We start from the raw sequence: 22,576 nt of genomic DNA on the forward strand, positions 1-22,576 counted from the left end.
GGTCCGGGGCCGGTGAGGGGGCGGGAATGTACTGGATCGCCATTTTTGTGCTCCTGAAACGACGAAGGCCCCCGTGATGGAGGCCTTGCGTGGAGGTGCGGGCGAGGGGCGGACGCTGGCTGGCGCACGATGGCGGTCGGGGCCGCGGTGCTCGTGATCGCCGGTGCATGACGCGCTTCCTCGCTGCTGATCGACCGACACCGCTGCGGTGCAACGGTTCGCCAATCGACACGCTCAGCATAGCGAAAGCGGTGCCGATGTCAAGATTAAAATCCTATATCATGATTGCGAATGATCGCGCGTCGTGGCTGGCGCAACCTTGAATGCCGCCGCCGAACGATGGACAACTTCGCCAATGGCTCGTCTCGGGGGAGATCGCGGTATGGTCCGCGCGGGTTTGCGTTTCACGCTGCTGACGCTTTTCGCGGCGGGGGTGGCCGGTTCGGCATCCGCGCAGGTCAGCCCGCTCGACATCTTCGGCGGCCTCATGGGCGCGGCCCAGGCGCAAGCCGCGCGGGAGGCGTGGGCTCGCCTGCCGGGCGCCGACCGCAGCTGCCTGCAACGCGCGCTGGCGCCCCGCAATTCTGACATCGAGAGCCTTGCGCGCAGCGGGATCGGGCCGGATGACGGCCGCCTCAGCCCTTACGTGACGCAGTGCCGGCGCTTCACCGAGGCCACCCTGCGCCGCGGCGTCAGTTGCAGCGTCCGCGACGACGCGAGTGGTTCGGTCGGCACCACCTGCGACCAGTCCTTCGCCTACCGGGATAACGCCGGGCGTGTGCGGCCGGTCGACGTGCGGGAGGCGGTGGAGCTGCATTTCTCCGGCACCCGCGTGTTCGTCACCGAGGTCGAGACGGAGGAGGCGCGGCTGGCCCGCGCGGCCCGCGTCGAGGCGCAGGGGCGGGCCGAGCAGCTGCAGGTGCTGCGCGCGACGCTGGCGAGTTACCAGCGCCAGCCGTCGCCGGTGGTGCGTGCCGAAGTCGCTCGTTTGCAGAACCGCATCGAGCAGCAACTCGCCGCACGGACCGGTCCGACCGCGCCGGACGCCGAAGCCATCGAACGCGCGGTCCAGGCACTCGACGCGCTGTCGGACGCGGAGGCTAGGCGCCTCGCGGCGCTCGATCGACTGAACGGCCTGCGCGCCCAGGCCGAGGCGCGCACGAAGGGCGACATCCCGGACGGGCTGAAGCGCCGCTTGGCCGAGCTGCGCACTGCGACTGCCGCCGTGTCCGAACCGCCGCGCACGGTACCGATCCAGAAGGCCGTCTTGGCTTCGGACAGAGAGCTCGGGCCGTCCTTCGACTGCGAGAAGGCGACGACGCCGCTGCCGCTGATGATCTGCGAGGACACCGGCCTTCGCCGGCTCGACCTCGAACTCGCTCGGCCATTCTACGCGCTGCGCCACCTCCGCCCGGACGACGGCGTGGCGCTGAAGGCGGAGTCGAACGACCTCGTCAAACGCACGCTGGAGACATGCCGCGTACCCGACACGGGCAAGGTGAACGGTGCGCTGCGCGCCAGAGCGGTGCCCTGCATCGCGGCGACCTACCAGCGGCAGAGGGAGGCTTGGGCCGCGCGCGTCGCCCGCGAGGGGCCGACCGGCGCCCGACAGGAACTCACGCGTCCAATCAGCGAGCACGTGCGCCTGCAGGAGGCGCTGCGCTCGGCGGGTGTCCTCGCCGGCGATGCACCGGCCGACGGGGTCTACGGGAGCGTCACGCGCCGGGCGATCACCTCCTTCGCCGACGCCCAGGGACTGCCGGCCGACGGGTTCCTGTCGAACGCGTTTGCGGACCGGCTGGGCCAGCGGTCAGGCGATACGCTGAGCGTCAGCGTCAGCGTCGACCCCGGCCTCGTCACCCGTATCGACGCGGTGGCGAACCGCTACGAGGGTTACCTTACCGACCTCGGCAGCGAGGAGCGCGAGCGGTCCAGCCGGGTTCAGGCGCAGGCGCGCCTCGATGAACAGCGCAAGCGTGTGCGGGGATTGCTCGGCGGTCCGGTCCCCGACGATCTGCGGCGGGACCTTGCCGAGACCCTGCGGCAGGCCGAGGAGCGGGGGCCGGCGGACGCGCGGACGGCGGACGGGATCGAGCAGCGGATGGTGCAGCTCGAGCCGCGCCTGCGGGATCTCGAGACGATGCAGCGGGTGATCACCGATCGGAACCGCTTCCTCATCGAGGACGACGCGAACGACATCGTCCTGCTCTACAACAGCTCGCCCAAGGCGACCGGCGTGGCCCGCGGCCTCGACGGCGGCCTCGTGTTCGACCCCGAGCGCATGGTCGCCTGCGCCCTCACGGACCCGCCGACGGACCGCATCGCGCAGGAGCAGCTCGCGGCCAAGGCCCGGGCCGTCGGCGCGCCGGTAAAGGACGCCTTCGCTCGCTGCACGGCTGCGCAGCAACAGAGCGCCGATCTCGTCGTGTTCGAGCGCGGGGCGCTGCGGGCGCAGTCCGGGTTGTTCGGCACGGTGGCGTCGGCCGTCGACACCGGCGTCTACGCGCTGGCCGGCATGCTGCCGAAGGCCGACCTCGACGCCGTGCGCCAGTCTGAGGGCATCCGCGCGGCGGAAGCCGAGGCCGAGGTGGCGCGGGGCACCTCGGACGGCCTTGCCGTGCTCGCGCTGGCGAACGGCTCGCGCACGCTGTGCCGGGTCGCCGGCGGCGAGCCCGCGCTGCACGACCGCCTGCTGAAGCCCTACGAGGTCCTGTTGCGGGGCGAGCTACGCGGGCCGGTCACCGCGGTGACGTCGAGCGCGGACGGCGCGTTCCTGTCTGCCAAGCGCGGGCAGTGCGGGGCGATCTATGCCAGTGCCCGGGAGATGGCGGCGCTGAGCAAGGCGTCCACACGCGACGGCGTCGTGTTCCGGTACCTCCCGATCTGGATCACGCCGGAGGCCGTCGAGAAGGCCCGGCAGGAGCTTGTCGACCGAAACGAGGAGGGCCGCCGCGCGCAGGCCGAGCGCGACAGGGAGCGGGGGGAGGAGCAGGTGCGTCGGGACCGGCAGGCGGTGATCGAGCGGCTGAACCGGTCGAAGGCCGAGGCCGAGGCAGCGCTGAAGGCGGGCGTGCCGCCGGACCTGCAGGGGTTCCTGACTGGGTTCGTCACCGACGTCGCGAGCGTGGGACCGGACACGGCGCCCACCCGACTGCAGGAACTCGGCGATCGCTACGCGGAGCGACGCGGTCGCATCGACGAAGCGGCCAGGCTCGCCCACGCGCTGACGCCGAAGAGCCGCTTCCTGATCGAGGGCGAGCGGGGCGACCTGATCGTGCTCTACAATGACGGCGGCAAGGCGCCCTCGGTGGTGCGCAACCTGCGCGGCGAGCTCGTGTTCGAAGACGGTCGGGCCGTGGCCTGCCTGTACCACGCGCCGCTGGGCGACGTGTTCCTCAACCGCCAGATCCGCGACCGAAGCGCGGCGCTGGGCGCCCGGCTCGATCTCCCGCTGGCCGCCTGCGCCTCCGGCACGCTGGCCGATCAGGATCTGATCTTCGCCGAGCGCGACCGGCTGTTGCGCGAGCCGGTCGACCGGGTGATCGCGCTCGCCGGGGCAGTCAACGGCGGTCTGTACACGCGCCTCACGGTCGTTGACGCGTCCGCGCTCGCGGCGGTCAAACAGGCCGAAGCTGCCAAGGCCAACGAGGTCGAGGCGATGGTGCGCGGTCGTAGGGGCGAAGGGGTCGGGGTAATCGTCGCGGCGAACGCGTCCAGTGTGGTGTGCCGGGTCGGCGATGCCAACGCCGAGGCCCAGGACGCGATTCTGGCGCGGCTAGCCGAGCGCCTCGGCGACGAACTGCCGAGCCGGCCGATCACCTCGCCGACGTCGGCGGACGGCGCGTTCATCGGGGTGAAGCGCGGTGAGTGCGGCGCGGTCTACGCCGCGACGGCGGACCTGCTGTCCCTGGTCGAGGCTATGGGGCGCGACGGGCTGGGCTTTCGCTTCCTCCCGATCTGGATCGTGCCGGAGGAAGTCGTGCGCACGCAGACCGGCATCGACCAGGGCAAGCGGCAGAAGTTCAAAGATCAGGCCGAACGCGAGCGGGAACTGCGGGACCGGGACGCGGTGGAGCGAGACAAGGCGGCAGAGGAGGCGCGCAAGCGGGAGGCCATGGAGCGCGTACTGCGGGCGCAATGGGGCGAGCGGGCGCGGTTCTTCGAGCAGTCGCTGGGCGAGGAGGCGAAGGCGTTCGCGGACGGCCGCCCTTCGACGTTCGGGGACCGGTATCCGAACTTGGCGCGGGCCTACGCTGGGCTGCGGGACGACCGGTGGGAGTACATGTCTGCGCAGACGACGATCCTCGACTACGGCACGGCCATGTATAAGGAGCGATCGCTGGAGACGGCACTGGCGACGTCGATCATCAAGATGCGCAACCGGATTCGCGGCGAGTACCGGGACGTATGCGTTGTCACCGGTTACGTGAACGACGCGGAGTTCGGCGTGGTGCGCGACATGATCGGGGAACCGTGCGACGGCAGCGGGCCTAAACTTGCGCAGTACAAGCAGGGCGAGCGGTTCGTAAGTCGGTGGAAGGCGCCTTAACGTCAAGTTTTGACTCCACGCGTTCATCTGTCCGTTGTGCGCCAGAAGCAGAAGTTGGCTACCTGCCCGGAAGCGGACGTTCCGCATCCGACCCGACATCGCGCTCCGGAACCCGCTCATGTCGCGACGGGGCAGCCGCTGCGGTTTCGACCTTTGTGTCTGTCCGGAATCATTTCGTAGGCGGAATCGGCGTTTTTAGACGGAGTGTATTGCGGAGCCGCACAGGGGGAATTCTAAAAGCGGTGTCTAGGAGTTTCGAAAAACTCAATGATTTCATAGGCAGGTTTCCGGACAGACACTTTGATGCAGCCAGCGAGGGCTTCACCTGTGTCGGTTGATCTGTGCGAGCGGGCCGTGCCAACAGCGGCGGGGCTTCGTTCCATCGAGCGACCACGGGGCGACCGGTCGACCATCAATAAGATTTTAATTGCGCGTCATCGGATCGCGCAAATGTGAGATGGCTTCTCCCTAGACGCTGCGGAACCCTTCACGCTCGCGTGAGCGGCGCGGCACCTTGATTTTCGAGGTCCGCGCCTGATGTCGCTCGCGATGCAGGATCGTAAAAGCGCGTCCGTCTCGCGCGGAGCGCCGTGCTTGGCGCTACCGTCGACGAAGGCTGGCGACGTCGGTCCTGCGCCAAGGGGATGTTCATGAGCACGATGACGACCGACAAGACCGACACCGACTCTTACCCGATGGCGGGCCAGTGCCCGTTCGGAGGCGACCGCATCGGCGGGGCCTTCGGCAGCCGTCCGGCCTTGGAGAACTGGTACCCGCACCGGCTCAGGGTCGAGCTCCTGCATCATAACGGGCTGGCCGCTGATCCGCTTGGGCCGGATTTCGACTATGCCACCGCCTTTCAGACGATCGACCTCGACGCGCTCAAGGGCGACATCAAGCAGTTCCTGACCTCGTCGGTGGCGTGGTGGCCGTCCGATTACGGCAATTACGGCCCGCAGATGATCCGCATGGCCTGGCATTCGGCAGGCACCTACCGCATTGCCGACGGGCGCGGCGGGGCTGGCACCGGGATGCAGCGCTTCGCGCCGATCTCAAGCTGGTGGGACAACGGCAACACCGACAAGTCGCGCCGCCTCTTGCAGCCGATCAAGCACAAGTATGGCAACGCCCTGTCCTGGGCCGACCTGATGGTGCTCACCGGCAACTGCGCCCTGGAGATCATGGGCCTGCCGACTTACGGTTTCGCCGGCGGGCGCCTCGACGCCTGGGAAGCGGACGACGCCACCTACTGGGGTCCCGAGGTCGTCGAGATGGGCTCCGTTTCGAGCTTCGACGAGATGGTCAATCGCGACAAGCGCTGGCGCGGCAAGAACGGCGCGTCCGATTACGACCTGGAGAACCCGCTCGCCGCCTCGCATCAGGCGCTGATCTATGTGAATCCCGAAGGGCCCTACGCGAACGGCGATCCGCAGGGCTCGGCCAACGACATCCGGGTGACCTTCACCCGCATGGCGATGAACAACGAGGAGACGGTGGCGCTGATCGCCGGCGGCCACGCGTTCGGCAAGAGCCACGGCATGACCCCCGCCAAGGAGATCGGGCCGCCGCCGGAGATGGCGCCGATGGAGGCGATGGGCCTCGGCTGGCACAACCCGAACGGGACCGGCGCCGGCAAGGACACGATGACCAACGGCATCGAGGGCAGCTGGACCCCCGACCCTACGCAATGGGACAACGCCTACTTGGAGAACCTCTTCAAGTTTGACTGGGAGCAGACCAAGAGCCCGGCTGGGGCCCTGCAGTGGACGCCCAAGGACCCGAACGCGCCGCGGACGCCCGACGCGCACGTCGCGGGGCAGTCGCATCCCCTGATGATGATGACCTCCGACATCGCCCTGAAGGTCGATCCGGAGTACCGCAAGGTCTGCGAGAAGTTCCTAAACGACTTCGACGCCTTCACGCAGGCCTTCTCGAAGGCGTGGTACAAGCTCACCCACCGCGACATGGGCCCCAAGCACCGCTACCTCGGCCCGGAGGTGACGATCGAGGACGGCCTGCTCTGGCAGGATCCGATCCCCGACGCGGCCTACGCCCCGGTGGGCGAGGCCGAGGTCGCCACGCTTAAGCAGACGATCCTGGCGACGGGAATATCGGTCTCGGATCTCGCCTTCACCGCGTTCTCGGCGGCCTCGACCTACCGCGACAGCGACAAGCGCGGCGGCGCCAACGGCGGCCGTCTCGCGCTTGCCCCGCAGAAGGACTGGGCCGTCAACCGCCGGGCCGCGCCCGTGGTCGAGGCGCTCCGCGGCGTCATGGCTGCGTTCAACGATGGGCGTGGCGACGGCAAGCAGGTCTCGCTCGCCGACCTTATCGTGCTCGCCGGCTGTGCTGCTGTTGAAAAGGCCGCTTCGGACGCAGGTGCTGCGACGCGCGTGCCGTTCACGCCCGGCCGGGTCGACACCACGCAGGACCTCACCGACGTCGAGATGTTCACGTGGCTGAAGCCGGTCGTGGACGGCTTCCGCAACTACGTCGACGACGGGTTTTCGGCGATGGCCTCGCGCCTGTCTCCGGAGGAGATGTTCCTCGACAAGGCCAACCTCCTGACGCTGACCGCGCCCGAATGGGTGGTGCTGACCGGCGGCTTGCGAGCTTTGAACGCCAACCACGATGGCTCGAACCGGGGCATCTTCACCGACCGGGTGGGCGTGTTGACGACAGACTTCTTCCGAGCACTGACCGACACGAACCTAGTATGGGAGAAGGCCGACGCCGCCGGCACTACCTTCGCTTTGAAGGACCGAGAGAGCGGGCAGGCCAAGTTCGAGGCTACGCGCAACGACCTCGTCTTCGGGTCGAACGCGCAGCTGCGCAACATCGCCGACGCCTATGCCGGCAGCGATGGCCAGCAGCGGTTCGTCGCGGACTTCGTCCGGGTCTGGGACAAGGTGATGATGCTCGACCGGTACGACGTGAAGGGCCACCGGCGTCACGGGCCCATGGCGGCCTAACCAACAACGGGCGCAGCAACGCTCCGCGTCTTACCATCCTGTGAGACGGGGGCGACTTCAGATCCACTACCTGTGCCGTGGCGTCAGCCCGACGCAGTTTCGGAGTCTGCGCAACCGGAACGGGTTCGGCGACTTGATAGCGCGGGCGCGGTGACGCTCATCAGGAGCGACTTCAGCTATGCCCTCCACCGAGATCCGCGTTGCCCTCGAGGCGATCCCGATGGGGGGAATGAAGGAGGGGGCGGCCGGGGACGAGACGGTGCTGTTCGTGCGCGACGCCGACGGCGTGCGAGCTTTCCAGGCCAAGTGCCCGCATCTTGGGGCGCCGCTTGCCAAGGGTGAGATTTGCGGCGGACGTCTCTACTGCCCCTGGCACAAAGCCGCCTTCGCGTTGGCCGACGGAAGTCTGGAGGAGCCGCCGGCCCTCGACGCCCTGACGCGCTACCCCGTCCGCATCGAGGGGTCGGACGCCGTCGCGACCCTTACGCCGGAGCCGGCGCCGACGAGGTCAGCGGGCGCGACCGTGAGGAGCGTAGTCGTCGTCGGCTCGGGGGCGGCGGCCGTCGCCTGCATCAAGACTTTGCGCCGCGAAGGCTATGGCGGCCGCATCACCATGGTCGGCCGCGAGGCGCACCCGCCCTACGACCGGACCAAGCTGTCCAAGCAGTTCCTGACCAAGCCGACCCCGCCGGAGAGGGTGCTGATCGAGCCCGACTTCGCGCAGGTCAACGCGGTCGAGCGGATCACCGCGGAGGTCGTCCGGGTCGATCCCGTTCGGCGCGACATCACTCTGGGGGACGGCCGGACCTTGACGGCCGACTCGATCCTCGTTGCCACCGGAAGCCGGGCGGTGGTGCCGGAGTTCCCCGGCCAGGATGTCCCCGTCACGGACCTCGGCGGGGTCTTCACCCTGCGCAGCCTCGACGACGCGGTCCGCGTGAGCGAGGCGGCCGGCGAGGCTAAGACCGTCGTCGTGGTGGGCGCCGGCTTCATCGGCCTGGAGGCCGCCGCGTTCCTCACCAAGCGCGGGCTGTCCGTCACCGTGCTGGCTCGCGAAGACGTTCCCTTCGCCAAGCGCTTCGGCGAGGCGGTGGGCGCGGCGCTGAAGCAGTACCATGCTGGCAACGGCGTCACCTTCGAGACTGGCTCTGTCGCCCGGATCGCCGGCACCGGCCGCGTCGAGGCCGTCGAGACGGAGGATGGGCGGCGCCTCCCGGCCGACATCGTCCTCGTCGGCGCAGGCGCCAAACCGGAGACCGGCCTGATCGCGGGCGTCGCGCCTGACGAGAGCGGTGGACTCGAGGTCGGCGGTGACCTCAAGCTTGCGGAGGGCGTCTGGATCGCGGGCGACATCGCCGCCTTCCCGGAGATGGCGAGCGGCGAGAACGCGCGGATCGAGCATTGGCGCCTCGCGCAGCAGCACGGCACGCACGTGGCCCACGCCATGCTCGGCCAGGTCGGCGCGTTCGCGGGCGCGCCGTTCTTCTGGAGCAACCAGGGCGACAAGCGGCTCGATTACGGCGGCTACGCCAAGGGTTTCGACCGGATCATCATGCAGGGTCACCCCGCTGCCCTCGATTTCATCGCCTACTACGTCACGGGCGACAGGGTGACCGCCGCTTGCAGCATCGGCCGCAACAGGGCCTTCACCGCCTTCCTGCACCTGCTCGGCCTCGGGCGTCTGCCCTCGGCGGCCGATATCGAGGCCGGTGCGGACCTGCCTGCCCTTGCGCGTGAGGCCGCCTAGGGCCTGTCCGGCGACCGGTCGGGACCTCCGGCAAGGATGGGCCGCCGAGGTCGGCGTGGCTTGTCCCGTCAGGGTGCACTGCGACGGCGCTCCAAGCTTTCGCGCCACTCTGTCGGGTATCTCGCTCCTTCTTCGTCGGCGGTGGGACGCCGTCGCGTTCCTGGCCAACCGGATTGGGCGGGAGGCCGGAAGGCGTCGCGGTACGAGCAACTCTTCGGTCTCTTGCGTCTGTGTCAAAGAAGGAGGCCGGCCGCAGACCACACAACGACGCCATTCAGCGAGGCCGACTTGCGTCAAGAGCGGAAGTTAACTCGACGCCTGGCAGCGGACATTAAGCGCCGGCGGGCTGACCGTCCGGTGTCGACCCTTTGCCGACCCTTGGAACGTCCGCTTTCTGGCCGTATGCCAGACGATCATCTACGACCGGCATGGGTGGTTTGCGGGCGGTCTGGTTCTGTGCCTGACCCTCACCCTAGATCAGCTTCAACCCTTCGAGCGTATCGGCCACCTGCTGCCGAGCAACGACGCCGAGAGGTAAGATCGGACGTGGCGGCTCGGCGCGCCAGATGCCCATCAAATCGGCGCACGCGTAGACGACCCGCAAGCTCGAAAACTTACGGAACAGGGTCCACAGGGGTTCCAGCCGATCGTTCAGCTGCCGCGCCTCATCGAGATCGCCGTTCTCAACTTCGCGGATGATGGACATGGCGGCCTGCGGGAAGATGCCTCCGATCACCGAATACCAGCAATGGCCGCCCGCGATCATCGCCTCGACCGAGAGCCAATCAACGCTGTAGCCGAGAGAGAAACCATCAGGCACGACACCGCGTAGCTCGGCCAGATGTGAGGATGCGGCAGTCGCTTCTGGAGAAGGGCTTTTGATCGCGATGACGCCAGGGACTTGGCTCAGGCGACCCACGAGCGCTGGACTGAACCGGAAATGCGTAGTGCCCGGATTGTCGTAGATGCAGAGTGGTAGGCCACTCTCCTGCGCCACCGTGACGAAGTGCTCGAACACCTCATCATCGGTGAGCGGAGTGTAGGAAACGGGCGCGAGCAGCCCGGCCGCGGCACCGGCAGCCTGCGCGTCCTGTGCCAGCCGCACAGCCTCATCCGTTCGCAGTGCCCCGACCCCAACGACGATCGGCACGGCTCCCGCCGCTTCAAGGCCAGCGTCCAGTGCGCGACGGCGTTCGGCACGCGAGAGGAAGAGATACGTGCCTGTACTGCCGAGGAGGCCAATCGAATTGACCCCTGCCGCGCAGAGCGGGGTGACGAGATTGCGCAGGGCAGGCACATCTACCCGACCCTCCGCGTCGGCTGGAGTAATGGGGAAGGCGGAAAGCCCGCTCAGGAACATGGACATCCTCCTGCTTACCGCCTCCTGGCATCGCCTTGAAGCTGGGGAAACGTATGAGAGGCAGCTTCTGACTGTAGGTCCGCAACGGGCCGTCGGCGGAACGGCCGCTTCAGGACGAAAGGTCAGGGTCCGCTCCCCACCGAGGCTGTGTGAAAAGAGGACGTCACGCTGTGGCTGTCCGGCCCCTCGGGAGAGCGGCGGGCAGGCTTTTCGACCGCCTGCATCCTTGGTTGTTGCAAGATCGCAAGGAAGCTCAAAGAAATCTGCAGCGTCGCTTGCTCGATCCCTAGACCTCAAATTCTCGACAGACAATTAGCGATTTCGAACGATATAAATTTGATATGACACGTTTTGTGTTAGAATTGGCCTCTGACGGAGGCTTGGTATGACACGCTTTGTTCAAGCTGCAGATCGCCACCAGATCGTACTGCTTCCTGATTGCCTGGACGATTACGTCACGCACGATAACCCGGCCCGCGTTGTCGATGCGTTTGTCGACGAATTGGATCTGGCAGCCCTCGGCTTTGCCGGCGTGACGCCCGCCGCGACCGGCCGGCCGGGCTATCACCCTGCGACGCTATTGAAGCTCTACCTGTACGGCTACTTGAACCAGATCCCGTCCAGCCGGCGCTTGGAGCGGGAGTCTGGCCGCAATGTCGAACTGATGTGGCTGATCGGCCGCCTCGCACCCGACTTCAAGACGATCGCCGACTTCCGACGCAAGAACGGGGATGCGCTTCGCGCGACCTGTCGGCACTTCGTGATGCTCTGCCGGCAGGTCGGTCTCCTGGCCGGAGGCGTCGTGGCCGTCGACGGCAGCCGGTTCAAGGCCGTGAACACGCGCGACCGGAACTTCACCCCGGCCGCGGTCCGAAGGCGCATCGAGCAGGTCGAGACGAGCATCGTGCGCTACCTCGCAGCCCTCGATACCGCCGACCGTCAGGAGGCCGAGGTGACAGAGCTTCGAACCCCACGCCTGAAGGAGCGGCTCTCTGCACTTCGGGATCGGCTGCGCGCGCTGCAGGCGATGGAGACGCTCGTCGAGGCCGCGCCGGACCGACAGATCTCGCTGACCGACCCCGATGCGCGGGCCATGGCGACGAACGGCAAGGGCACCGGGCTCGTCGGCTACAACGTTCAGGCAGCGGTGGACACGAAGCATCATCTCATCGTCGCCCATGAGGTGACCAATATCGGCCACGACCGCACCCAACTCGCCAACATGGCAGGCCAGGCGCAGAGCGCCATCGACCAGGAGAACATCCAGGTCCTGGCGGATCGCGGCTACTTCTCCGGCGAGGAGATCCTGGCCTGAGACCGGGCGGGGATCGCGGTCACGCTCCCCAAACCGATGACATCCGGTGCGAAGGCCGAGGGCCGCTTCGGCAAGCAGGACTTCGTCTACCAGGCGGGCGACGACACATACCGCTGCCCGGGAGACCAGACGCTGACCTACCGCTTCGAGGGCATCGAGAACGGGATGACCTTGCGACGCTACTGGACGTCGGCCTGTCCGACTTGCCCGATCAAGAACCTTTGTACGCCCGCCGAGCAGCGGCGCGTCACGCGCTGGGAGCACGAGCACGTGCTGGAAGCCGTGCAGCGCCGGCTCGACGAGAACCCGAACGCGATGCGTGACCGCCGCCAGACGGTCGAGCACGTCTTCGGCACCCTCAAAGCCTGGATGGGAGCGACCCACTTCCTGACCCGGGGACTGAGGAACGTGGCCAGCGAGATGAACCTGCAGGTTCTCGCCTACAACATGAAGCGAGTGATCGCGATCCTCGGTGCCGGCCCGTTCATCGCAGCCATCCGAGGATGAAAGCCCGGACCCTTCGCGCAACGCGCTGTCAGATCTCTCCAAGCCGCAAACGCATTTTCACACAGCCTCCACCCTTCTCAGACGAAAGAGGGGCAGGTGCGACGGCCCAAGGGACCGTCGCGGTGAGCGTCAGATGTCGGTCTGCTCCGACATCACCAGCGCGTCGTCTGCCTCGATGCCGAGGTAACGCACCGTGCTCTCCAGCTTGGTGTGGCCGAGCAGCAGTTGACAGGCACGCAGGTTGCCCGTCCGCCGGTAGATGAGCGCGACCTTCGTCCGACGCAGGCTGTGCGTGCCATACCCCGCCGGGTCGAGGCCGATCAGTGCTACCCATTCGTCGACGAGCCGACCATACTGGCGCGTCGTCAGGTGCTCGCCCGGGCGGCTGCGACTCGGGAACAGCCAATCACCCGCACGAACCCCCCGCAGCTTGAGCCAAGCAGTCAGCGTCTCACGGGTGGTTTCGGTCAGCTCGAACGGGACGGGTCGACCAGTTTTCTGCTGGACGATGGTGGTGCGCAGGCGGACGCCGTCGCCGAGGTGGACATCTGCCACGCGCAGGCGGACGAGGTCGCAGCCGCGCAGTTTGCTGTCGATGGCGGTGTTGAACAAGGCAAGGTCGCGCGTGCGGCCCTCGTGCTGCAGCCGGGTGCGGATCGCCCAAATGTGCTTGGGTTTGAACGGCGGCTTGGGGCCGACAAGGCGGCCGAGGTTCCACGGCCGGCGGGTGGTGTCGTTGGTCGAAGACATGATCGAACTCCGTTTGAGAAGCCATCAGCATCTCACCGCGATCCGCCCCCCGTAGCTGCGCGCCTCAAAGTGAAGCCGCGTCGTTGCCTCCGAGCAGGGGTGTCACCACGAAAGGGCATGCGGTCGGTATCGGCTGCCTCTAAAAGAGCCTCATGCCCGATGCCCTGTTCTCACCGGCCGCGGCCCGCAACGCCGCACCAATCGCCGAGCTCCTCAAGCGCGTTCTCCCGCCCAGCAGCCTCGTCCTCGAGATCGCGAGCGGGTCGGGCGAGCACGCCGTCCACTTCGCTCGTGCGCTGCCCGCGCTCGTCTGGCAGCCCAGCGATCCCCATGAAGCGGCCCGTCGCAGCATCGTCGCCCATGCCCACGCCGCCGAGCTGGCCAACCTCCGGTCGCCGTTGGCGATCGATGCGATTCGTCAGCCATGGCCGGTGGCGCGGGTGGACGCGGTCGTCGCGATCAACATGATCCACATCGCCCCCTGGGAGGCGACCATCGGGCTGATGGTCGGCGCGGAAGCGACACTCGCTGAGGGTGGTGTGCTCTACCTCTACGGTCCTTTCCGGGAGGCTGGCGCACACACCGCGCCGAGCAACGCCGCGTTCTGCGACAGCCTGCGCGCCAGGAATGCCTCCTGGGGGGTCCGCGACATCGAGGCGGTCGTGGCGGTCGCAAAAGCGCACGATCTGCATCTGGCCGAGCGCATCACGATGCCGGCCAACAACCTCAGTTTGGTCTTTCACCGAGGGCGCCGAGGCTCCGCCGTCGACCGGAACTCCGCGCCTTGACCCCCTCGCGCCTGACCAGCGCGGTCGTCGTCGGTGCGTCCGGCGGCATCGGTGGGGCCTTGGTCCGCATGCTCGCCGAGGGCGAAGTCTACGCGCCGATCTTCGCGCTCTCTCGATCGGGGGCGTTAGTCCCGCAGGGCGTCCGAACCCTCCCGATCGACCTGAGCGACGAGGCGACGATCGCAGCGGCGGCGGCCACGGTCGGCGAAGCCGGACCGGTCGGTCTGGTCATCGTCACCACGGGCCTTCTACACCGGACGGGCGTCTCGCCCGAGAAGACGGTGGGAGCGCTCGACCCCGCCACGATGGCCACCGTCTTCGCGGTCAACACGATCGGCCCTGCGCTCGTCGCCAAGCACTTCGTGCCCCTGCTGGAGCGACGGGGGCGCTGCGTGTTCGCGGCCCTGTCGGCGCGGGTCGGATCGATCGGCGACAACCGCCTCGGCGGCTGGTACGCCTACCGCGCTTCGAAATCGGCGCTGAACCAGATCCTGCGAACGCTCGCGATCGAGGTCGCCCGCAGCCGACCGGAAGCGATCGTCGTGGGCCTGCATCCCGGTACGGTCGCCTCCGGCCTGTCGCGGCCCTTCCGGCCGGACCCGACGGCCGACGGCGTCTTCTCGCCCGAGGAGAGCGCAGGGCATCTCCTGCGCGTGCTGAACGGCCTTGGCACGGACGACACCGGCGGCGTCTTCGCGTGGGACGGCTCGCCGATCCCCGCCTGAGCGCGGTTCCGGCCAGTACGGATGCCCCGGGGCGACGCCATGAGATCGTTTGGAGCCGGGACCGCTTGGTACACACCAACAGCGGATGCCTGAGCCGGGTCGGGAAACGGACGTTCGGCTTGATGCCGGCTTCGGTCGCCCGGCCCAGCGACGTCATGCCCACACGCCGTGCAAGACATCACTACGCTACAGAACGATAGGTCGGATAGGAGCGCCGCCGCTGCCGAGGCAGATCATCACGGCACAGCCGTACCGGGGGTCTAGCTGGGGTCGCCGATCGTGGTTCGGGAGAGGGCAATGGACTGGGTACGCCTTGCCACCCGTATGATGACGATCGTGGCGGGTATCCTCGCTCCAGGCGCAGTACCCGTGGCTGCCGACGGCGCTGCCCCTCCGAGCCCCTCGCTCATCGTCGAGGATCTGCATATCCCCACAGCCGATCCCGGCATCGAACTGTTCCTGCGCAGCAAACGCCCACGCGCGATGACGACGCCCCGGTCCGAGCGCACGCTGCTGTTCGTCTCCGGGTCGACCTATCCGGCCGAGACTTCGTTCGACCTGCCGCTCGACGGCCGATCCTGGATGGACGAGATCGCCCTGCACGGCTGGGACGTCTGGTTCGTAGAGCTGCGCGGCTACGGCCGTTCGACCCGGCCGCCCGAAATGGACGCGCCGCCAGAGGCGAACCCGCCGATCGTCCGGACCGAGACGGCGGTCCGGGATCTCGCGAGCGCGGTCGACGCCATCCGGGCACGGCGGGGCATCGAGCGTCTGAGCCTGCTGGGCTGGTCGTGGGGCACGAGCATCGTGGCACGCTACACCGTGGCGCACCCAGCCAAGGTCGTGCGGCTCGCGCTGTACGGACCGCGCTGGCTACGCCCGGGGCAAGGGATTGGCGTGGAACCTCAAACGACCGAACAGAAGCCCCTGCCGTCCTACCGCAGGGTCACGGCCGCGGAGGCCCAAGCGCATTGGCTCGACGGCGTGCCCGACGCGCACTGGGTCGACCTGATCCCGCCGGGCTGGTTCGAACGCTGGGCAAGCGCCACCTGGGCCACCGACCCGCAGGCCGACCGGAGCGATCCGCCCGCGTTGCGCGCGCCCAACGGCACGATGGCCGACGTCCGCGCGTTCTGGGAGCAGGGCCGGCCGGTCTACGACCCGGCCGGGATCACGGTGCCCACGCTGCTGATCGGCGCCGAATGGGACAGGGACACCCCGCCGGCCATGCGTCAGGCCCTGTTTCCGTTGCTCGTGAATGCCCCGGACAAGCGCTACGTCGAGCTCGGAGGGGGCACGCACATGATTTGCCTGGAACGCAACCGGCACGCGCTGTTCGGCGCGGTTCAAGCCTTTCTCGACGAGGCAGGCCCGGACGCTCCTGAGTTTCCCGTCCTCAAAGCGAACCGAACGGCGCCCCCGATGGGCGAGCCGTAATCATCGAGGCTTGAAACGATGCTCCTGCAAGCGGCTATCCTCCTGACGGCTCTCCTGTTCGGCGGGATGGTCCTGTACGCGTTCGGCTTTGCCTCGTTCCTGTTCAGCGCCCTGCCCGCCGACGCGGCAGGCCCCCTCCTGCGCCGCGCCTTCCCGCATTTCTACGTCTTCGTCATTGTGTGCGCCCTGGTTGGCTCGGCTCTGACAGCCACGATCGATTTGGCATCGACGATCATACTGGGACTGATCGCGGTCACAGCGCTCCTGGCGCGCCAGATCCTCATGCCCGCCATCAACGGGGCCACCGACAGGGGCAATCGCTCACGCTTCGGCATCCTCCATACCGGCTCCGTCCTGGTAACCCTGGCCCACATCGTTGGGTCGTCCGTAGTGATCCTGAGACTGTCCGCATAGTCGTGTCCGATCGGCGGAACTTCGTCCTGTCGTTCATCCGGAGACTGGCGACCGTCAGCGCGACGGTTTCGCCGGATTCGCTGGGCTCGAAGGGCGGCTTGGGCCGGACGAGGTAGCCAAGGGTCCATGGTCGGCGGGTGGTGGCGAAATGGGCTCTGAGTGGGGCGTAACCAGCATCACAATCTGACAGCGGTCTGAACAGACCGCAGCTGGGCGCCATAAGCGGAAGTTGACCGCCTGCCCGGAAGCAGACGTTCCGCATCCGACCCAAGTCCGCCGACAGAATTCCGTTGACGCCGCCCGGTAGCAGCCATTCATAAACGGCTTAACAACTTCTGCTTTGAGTCGTCTGCCGGACTTGATGTGCTCCCACCTCGCGGAGCCTCGGATCGCCGCGCTCGCCCCCGTCGGGAAGCCAAATAATAGTATTGACTAACCTATCAATCGCTTTAACATAATTCGCGGACTCGGTTCAAAAAATCGTTTCCGATGCATCAGCGGATTAGGCAGATCCAGATTAATTTATCTTACTTCTGCACAGAAAAATGATAATGAAAGACCGCCCATGCTTTATTTAGCCAACAGACGGTCAATTTTAACTAGACAAGGCGTAATCATTGCATGTTTTATTTGCAGTATGTGCATCGTGTCAGACCTAAAGGCAGATGACAACGTGTTTGTTGTATACGATATAGCCTCCACTACTGGAATAGAACTTGGACGCGGGTACGACACTTTAACTGGAACCCCACGTAGCAATTGCGTAGATATTCAGAAGCGCAATGAGCCTTCCGGAATAGGGCCAGACAGCGTTACCTTTCATGCATATCGCGTCGAGAATTCTAGTCAACTTGATAAATCACTTGGTATCTCAGCTTCGGCGTCAATCAAGATTGGTATTGGAAGCGGAAGCGCGTCTAGCTCTTATACAAAAGAGATGTCAGTGAGCAGCTATTCTCTTAGTTATGTTGTCGAGAGTGCGGTTCGCCAAAAAGGCCCAAGCATAGACGTTCAAGATCTTCAAAATAGATATAAAGTTTTACTTAATTCTAAGAAAGAAGACGCTTATAGACGCTTTCGGATGATCTGTGGGGACGGCTTTATATCGGAAATGCCAACTGGCGGTGATTTTCGTGCAGTGGTTCAAATCGCGACTAACTCACAGAAAGCAAACGAAAGCACAGCAGCCTCATTGGGCGGATCGTACGGAACGACCGCTGCTGCGGGTTCATTCGCCAATGCGGTTAAAAAAGCGGCTCAATCTAGCGAAGTAAGACTTTGGAGCTTTCGACGTGGCGGCGATGGGCCTGTTCCTATTACTGCCGACGATATCGCGTCAAGTGCCGCTAATCTCCCTACTCTTGCGAGGCAGTCCCCAGCCCCAGTACAAATTGCAGTGATGAATTACATAGGCGTTCTCGATGATCCAACGCTTCCACTTCCAACTTTCATAGAGAGGTCATCGAGTATAGCAGGTCTCGCTCGCATGTCATCGAAAGCTCGCGATCAAATTAGCGATGTTCGATATATACTTGATAATCCGGAGCAATTTTATGGTCAGACATCAGATATATTCCAACTTAACAATGAATTGAATGCCTTAGTTAGCTTTCGAGAAGTAGTATCTGCAAGAGCTGACCAATGCATGTTGCTGGACGGGGGGTGCGTAATTGGGGATCTGTCGGTGCCATCGCCCTTGGCTCGCCCAGCTCGGAGATAATTAAATGACCAAACGCTATATTATAGTTGCACTGCTGGCGCTGGCGACTCCAAGCCCAGCGCCTGCGCGAAGCGTGCTTGGCGATATAGTTAAAGGAACGACCGGCGGTCAGATTGACATAGATAAAGGTGAGGCGTGTATATTAAATCAATGTATAAACGACAAGGGAAAAACTCGGACCAAATCTGTAGACGAACTAATCGGCGACGCTCTCGGCACAATTCCGGGATATGTACTACTATCTGATGCAGATAAAAATAATGCGGCAAAACTAGCAAAATCTGGGGGTCTAATTCTAGCTACAACAACCATGGATCCTGTTACCGGGGGGATCATAATCCAACTTCTAAATGGGCCTGATAAACAGGAAGTCCCCGTACCCACTTATGCACCAAATCCGCCTTCGACTAGTATTAGTTATACGATTACCGCAGTTTGCATTGCAAGCCGTGGTCCTAAGAATTTCACGGCTGCTTTCGGGGATCCTCCGGCAGATCTGAACAAGGTGAAGCGAGGCGACACTGTAAACCTCACTGCCCCAATCTGTGCTGGAATGGCGGGGTCTGTGAGCTCGGTTGTCATGGTTGCTACCTCTGAGGCTACTCCAGTGCAAAACAATCCATCGTATAAATGGCTATTATTAGGGGAAACAAAATAGGTATCGCTGTCATGCCTAGCTTGTATCAGAGTGACAATAGATAGAGCTATGATGAGATCTTATTTAGCCCTTGCAATAATATTTTGTGCTTTCTGCGCGAGCGCTGAAGAAGGTGTGTGGTCACCAAACACAGAGTTCGCGCAGATTAATGTGTTCTGTAGCAGAGCCTACAGTTGCCGTCCTCGGACTGACGTCCTGCATAGCGCTGATACAAAAATCGTTGCAACTGCTCCAAAACTTGTAATGGGTGTTTGCTCAGCAGGAACCGGGCCAGTTGATGGATGCAATATCTGTAACACGACGTCACCGAGTGAAGCATGCCAGTGGAGCCTTCAAAAAAAGTAGACGGCCTAAGATGTTAGACTCGTCTTAGGGCCCGGCATCATAGTCCCTGCTGGAAGAGGATAAGAAAAAGTTCTCCTCAGGGTCGAGTGCCGATGCAATTGCATCCGCTTTCTTGCGTAATCGTCCGAAAGCAGACCGACGGAAATCCACCCGACCCGGACGTAGGTCATCTTTTGCTAAGCTGCCGCGAAGCGGACCTCCCGAGGGTCTGTGAAGGGGCTTGACCGGACGGTACCAAGCTTCAGGTCCTTATCCCTAGAGACCGACTTCTCGCGCGAGATTTCTGGCGAACAGCTCGCCATGGCGGATGTAGCGTCGCACGGTGGCAGCGGAGCGGTGTCGGGTCTGGCGCATGATCACCCGTTCCTCAATCCCAGCCTGGGCGGCGGAAGTGGCAAACCCAGCCCGCATCGAGTGCCCCGAGAATAATCCGGCCTCGAGCCCGGCGGCGGCAGCGCGCTTCTGCACGATCTCGGACACCGCGTCGGCGGAGAGCCGCGCGCCGATGCGCCCGTGCCGGGTAATCCCACGAAACACCGCCCCCTCGTCGAGGCCTGTGGCGGCAAGCCAGGCGTCGTAGGCCGCGACCGGACAGGTGGCCGTCCCAGTGCGCCCGACCGCGAGAACCACCCCCTCGCCTTCCTGATCGCTCTTCGACCGCTGGATCGTCACCCGTAGGCCTTCCGGCACCACCGCGATGTCGGCGTGATCGAGTGCCACTAACTCGGAGCGACGCAGGGCTGCCCCGAACGCGAGCAGCAGCAGGGCGCGGTCGCGGGCATCGATCAGACGCCCGCCGCAGGTCGCGAGCACCCGCTGCAGCAGCGGCACGGTCAGGACCTCGGCATGATCCTGGGCGACGCCATGGGCACGGCGCAGGCCGCGCATCACGTCGCGGATCATCGGATGGCGGGTGTCCATCGGGTGCCCGGCCATGCGGTGGGCGACGGCGATGGAGGAGAGCCGCCGGGTCAGGGTGGCGATGGCCAGGTGCCCGGCATGGGCGGTGAGATACAGCCCCACCGTCTCGGGCGCGGCCGGCAGGCTGGCGAGTCCGGCCGCGCGGCACCAAGTTGCGAATTGTCTCCAATCCGAGCCGTAGGCTTTTCGCGTCGCCTCAGCGCGTGCGCCCTCGGCGAAGGCGCGCGCCTGGCCAGCCAGGGCCACGAGGTCCACAGGCAGGGTGGCTCCAGGGGCGTGCCACGCGACCACGTCCCGCGCCGTGACCGCGGGGGCCGCGCCAGTCTCGTCCAGCGTCCGCGCCACCCTGATCGGTTCCGGTTCCGCCACCGCGCCGGGCTCCGCGTCGCTGTTTCCGTCCATACCTGCTGCCCCCGTGCGTTCGGTAGCCTGACCCCGGATACGTATACATTATCAGGAGTCAGACAAACAACGTACACAACGTCGAATCTTTTTTGCGTTTGCCTCTTTACAAACGATGTTGCAAGCCATATATGAATGTTGTCACACAGGATGGTGACGACACGAACAAGGGACCGCGACCATGGATGCCGCTACCCTCGCCGGGCTCCAGGCCCTTCGTACCGAAGCCAACGGACTGCGCGACGCTTTCGATGCTTTCACCCGTCACCTCGACACACTGATTGCCGACGAGACCCCCAAGGACGCCCCCTCGCTCAATCCGGCCGACTGGAAGCGACCGGACGGCCGCCTCGACGATCAGGGCGTGAAGGCCATGGAGGCGATGTTTGCCGCCGGCCGCACCGTCACCGAGATCGCCAAGGACTTCGACATCACCGTCAGCGCCGCCAGCCACCGCAAGCGGATCTGGCAGGTGAAACCCAACGCCGCCCAGTAGGGGCGGCAACCCCGCGCTGCGCCTTCAGTCCCCCCACCAAACACGAGAGAACCGCCATGAACAGCAACCGCCCCTGGGACCTCGTCACCGATCCGGACTATTTTCGCGATGTCATGGGGACCCTGGTCACCGCCGGGCTCGGACCGAAAGAGGACGTCTGGGTCCGCTTCGGCAACACCGGTGCCGGCAAGAACCCGAACTATCAGGTCCAGGGACCGGACGGCCGGATCGTCCGCTACAGCGGCACCACCCACAAGGCGTTCCACCTCAAGCCCGACGAGAGCTTCGAGCCGGGCAACCTCTCGGAGGAGGTGTTCGCCTATCCCGATGTCGTGAAGCTCCTGGCGCTTCGCCTGCACAAGGCCTGATCGCCTCCCGGCGCACCTGACGCGCCGTACAGGTGACCGCCAGCCTGACCCGCCCAGGCCCGGCGGCTTCCGGCGACGCACACCCTCAAAACCGCCCTGCCCTCATCAAGGATGCTCATATGCTCTCACCAGTCGAAGATCGGGCCTACGGTGCCTTGGTCGGTCTCGCCGTCGGTGATGCCCTCGGGACCACGCTGGAATTCGAGGACCGCGACACCCTTCCCCACCACACCGAGATGCTTGGCGGAGGCCCCTTCGACCTCAAACCGGGGCAATGGACCGACGACACCAGCATGGCGCTGGCGCTCGCCGAAAGCCTGATCGCGCATCCGGAATTCGATGCCGCCGACCTGATGACCCGCTTTGTCGACTGGGCCGATAACGGCGCCTATTCCTGCACCGGTACCTGCTTCGACATCGGCATCACCACGCGGATGGCGCTGCGGCAATTCCAAAAAACCGGTGATCCCTTCGCCGGATCGGACGACGCGGACAGCGCCGGCAACGGCTCGATCATGCGCATCGCGCCGGTCGCGCTGATCGGTTTGTCGGATGCGGCCTTCAGCCGAAAGCTAGCGGTGGATCAGGGCCGGGTCACGCACGCCGTCCCGGCCTGCCGCGATGCCTGTCGGCTCATGGTTGAGGTGCTGCGCGACCTGATCCAAGACACCGGACACGCGTTCCGTCCGCGCTCGCCCGAGGCGTATCCGGCCATCGAGGCGGTCGCGATGGGGGGCTACAAGGACAAAAGCCGCGACGAGATCCGCTCCACAGGCTACGTCGTCCATACTCTCGAAGCCGCGCTCTGGGCGGTCGAGCGCAGCGAGACGTTCGAGGAGGCCGTGGTCCTGGCGGTCAACCTCGGCGGTGACGCCGACACGGTCGGTGCGGTCGCTGGCCAGCTTGCGGGAGCCAGATACGGGCTCTCCGCCATCCCGCAACGCTGGCTCGAACCCCTGGCTTGGCGTGATAAGCTCGAAATCCTTGCGGCGGACCTCCTTCGCTTGAATAAACCTCACTTGGTAAAATAAAATAAGGTGGTGGTGAAAGAAGTATAAATTCAGAGCCCAACTCAATCAGTATGCATCTCATATCAATTAAA

The 22,576-nt window shown here is 65.2% G+C and carries 15 protein-coding genes and 1 pseudogene; 13 read left to right on the forward strand and 3 right to left on the reverse strand.

Features of this window, described 5'->3' with window-relative positions; all coding sequences use genetic code 11:
* Positions 1-382 precede the first annotated feature (382 nt).
* The 3 genes from FV223_RS02665 (at position 383) to FV223_RS02675 (ending at position 9,268) form a co-directional block, all read left to right on the forward strand.
* Positions 383-4,549 (forward strand): peptidoglycan-binding protein, encoded by a 4,167-nt coding sequence (locus tag FV223_RS02665; RefSeq protein ID WP_187276037.1) that lies wholly within the window; start codon positions 383-385, stop codon positions 4,547-4,549.
* Between the two features lie 650 nt (positions 4,550-5,199).
* The gene (gene katG, locus FV223_RS02670; protein ID WP_147725341.1) at positions 5,200-7,521 is read left to right on the forward strand and encodes a catalase/peroxidase HPI; all 2,322 of its coding nucleotides are present in this window, start codon (positions 5,200-5,202) and stop codon (positions 7,519-7,521) included.
* Between the two features lie 178 nt (positions 7,522-7,699).
* The gene (locus FV223_RS02675) at positions 7,700-9,268 is read left to right on the forward strand and encodes an FAD-dependent oxidoreductase (protein WP_147725342.1); all 1,569 of its coding nucleotides are present in this window, start codon (positions 7,700-7,702) and stop codon (positions 9,266-9,268) included.
* A 472-nt stretch (positions 9,269-9,740) separates the two neighbouring features.
* Here FV223_RS02675 and FV223_RS02680 read toward each other — a convergent pair whose 3' ends face one another.
* On the reverse strand, positions 9,741-10,634 hold the full coding sequence (locus tag FV223_RS02680) for a dihydrodipicolinate synthase family protein (protein WP_147725343.1): 894 nt from the start codon (positions 10,632-10,634) through the stop codon (positions 9,741-9,743).
* Between the two features lie 379 nt (positions 10,635-11,013).
* Here FV223_RS02680 and FV223_RS02685 point away from each other — a divergent pair.
* Positions 11,014-12,450: pseudogene (locus FV223_RS02685) on the forward strand (IS1182 family transposase).
* Between the two features lie 129 nt (positions 12,451-12,579).
* On the opposite strand, the gene FV223_RS02690 reads toward FV223_RS02685, so the two are convergent.
* Positions 12,580-13,200 carry a tyrosine-type recombinase/integrase gene (locus tag FV223_RS02690; protein WP_147725344.1) on the reverse strand — a complete coding sequence of 207 codons (621 nt, stop codon included), beginning with the start codon at positions 13,198-13,200 and terminating at the stop codon, positions 12,580-12,582.
* A gap of 152 nt (positions 13,201-13,352) precedes the next feature.
* Here FV223_RS02690 and FV223_RS02695 point away from each other — a divergent pair, with 152 nt between their 5' ends.
* The 6 genes from FV223_RS02695 to FV223_RS02720 all read left to right on the forward strand — a co-directional run bounded on the left by FV223_RS02695 (position 13,353) and on the right by FV223_RS02720 (position 18,942).
* Complete coding sequence (locus FV223_RS02695; RefSeq protein WP_147725345.1) at positions 13,353-13,988, forward strand: DUF938 domain-containing protein; 636 nt, start codon at positions 13,353-13,355, stop codon at positions 13,986-13,988.
* The gene (locus FV223_RS02700; protein WP_147725346.1) at positions 13,985-14,713 is read left to right on the forward strand and encodes an SDR family NAD(P)-dependent oxidoreductase; all 729 of its coding nucleotides are present in this window, start codon (positions 13,985-13,987) and stop codon (positions 14,711-14,713) included. Before FV223_RS02695 ends, FV223_RS02700 begins: the two co-directional genes overlap by 4 nt.
* Before the next feature lie 297 nt (positions 14,714-15,010).
* Positions 15,011-16,150: an alpha/beta hydrolase gene (locus FV223_RS02705; RefSeq protein ID WP_147725347.1), complete on the forward strand. Its 1,140-nt coding sequence runs from the start codon at positions 15,011-15,013 to the stop codon at positions 16,148-16,150.
* 18 nt (positions 16,151-16,168) lie between these two features.
* Positions 16,169-16,564 carry a DUF4149 domain-containing protein gene (locus FV223_RS02710; RefSeq protein WP_147725348.1) on the forward strand — a complete coding sequence of 132 codons (396 nt, stop codon included), beginning with the start codon at positions 16,169-16,171 and terminating at the stop codon, positions 16,562-16,564.
* A 565-nt stretch (positions 16,565-17,129) separates the two neighbouring features.
* Positions 17,130-18,284, forward strand: a complete 1,155-nt coding sequence (locus tag FV223_RS02715; RefSeq protein ID WP_147725349.1) for a hypothetical protein — start codon at positions 17,130-17,132, stop codon at positions 18,282-18,284.
* Positions 18,285-18,288: 4 nt separating this feature from the next.
* On the forward strand, positions 18,289-18,942 hold the full coding sequence (locus FV223_RS02720) for a hypothetical protein (RefSeq protein ID WP_147725350.1): 654 nt from the start codon (positions 18,289-18,291) through the stop codon (positions 18,940-18,942).
* 600 nt (positions 18,943-19,542) lie between these two features.
* Here the strand turns inward: FV223_RS02720 and FV223_RS02725 are convergent.
* The gene (locus FV223_RS02725; RefSeq protein WP_210247493.1) at positions 19,543-20,610 is read right to left on the reverse strand and encodes a site-specific integrase; all 1,068 of its coding nucleotides are present in this window, start codon (positions 20,608-20,610) and stop codon (positions 19,543-19,545) included.
* A 181-nt stretch (positions 20,611-20,791) separates the two neighbouring features.
* Between FV223_RS02725 and FV223_RS02730 the strand changes: the two genes are divergently transcribed.
* From FV223_RS02730 to FV223_RS02740, 3 genes are read left to right on the forward strand one after another with little or no spacing between them, the layout of a single operon-like run.
* Positions 20,792-21,106, forward strand: coding sequence for a hypothetical protein (locus FV223_RS02730; RefSeq protein ID WP_147725351.1), 315 nt, complete (start codon positions 20,792-20,794; stop codon positions 21,104-21,106).
* A gap of 56 nt (positions 21,107-21,162) precedes the next feature.
* Positions 21,163-21,474, forward strand: a complete 312-nt coding sequence (locus FV223_RS02735; RefSeq protein WP_147725352.1) for a hypothetical protein — start codon at positions 21,163-21,165, stop codon at positions 21,472-21,474.
* Positions 21,475-21,506: 32 nt separating this feature from the next.
* Positions 21,507-22,505: an ADP-ribosylglycohydrolase family protein gene (locus FV223_RS02740; protein ID WP_246689583.1), complete on the forward strand. Its 999-nt coding sequence runs from the start codon at positions 21,507-21,509 to the stop codon at positions 22,503-22,505.
* Positions 22,506-22,576 lie beyond the last annotated feature (71 nt).

The organism is Methylobacterium sp. WL116, assembly GCF_008039455.1.
Classification (GTDB): Bacteria; Pseudomonadota; Alphaproteobacteria; order Rhizobiales; family Beijerinckiaceae; genus Methylobacterium.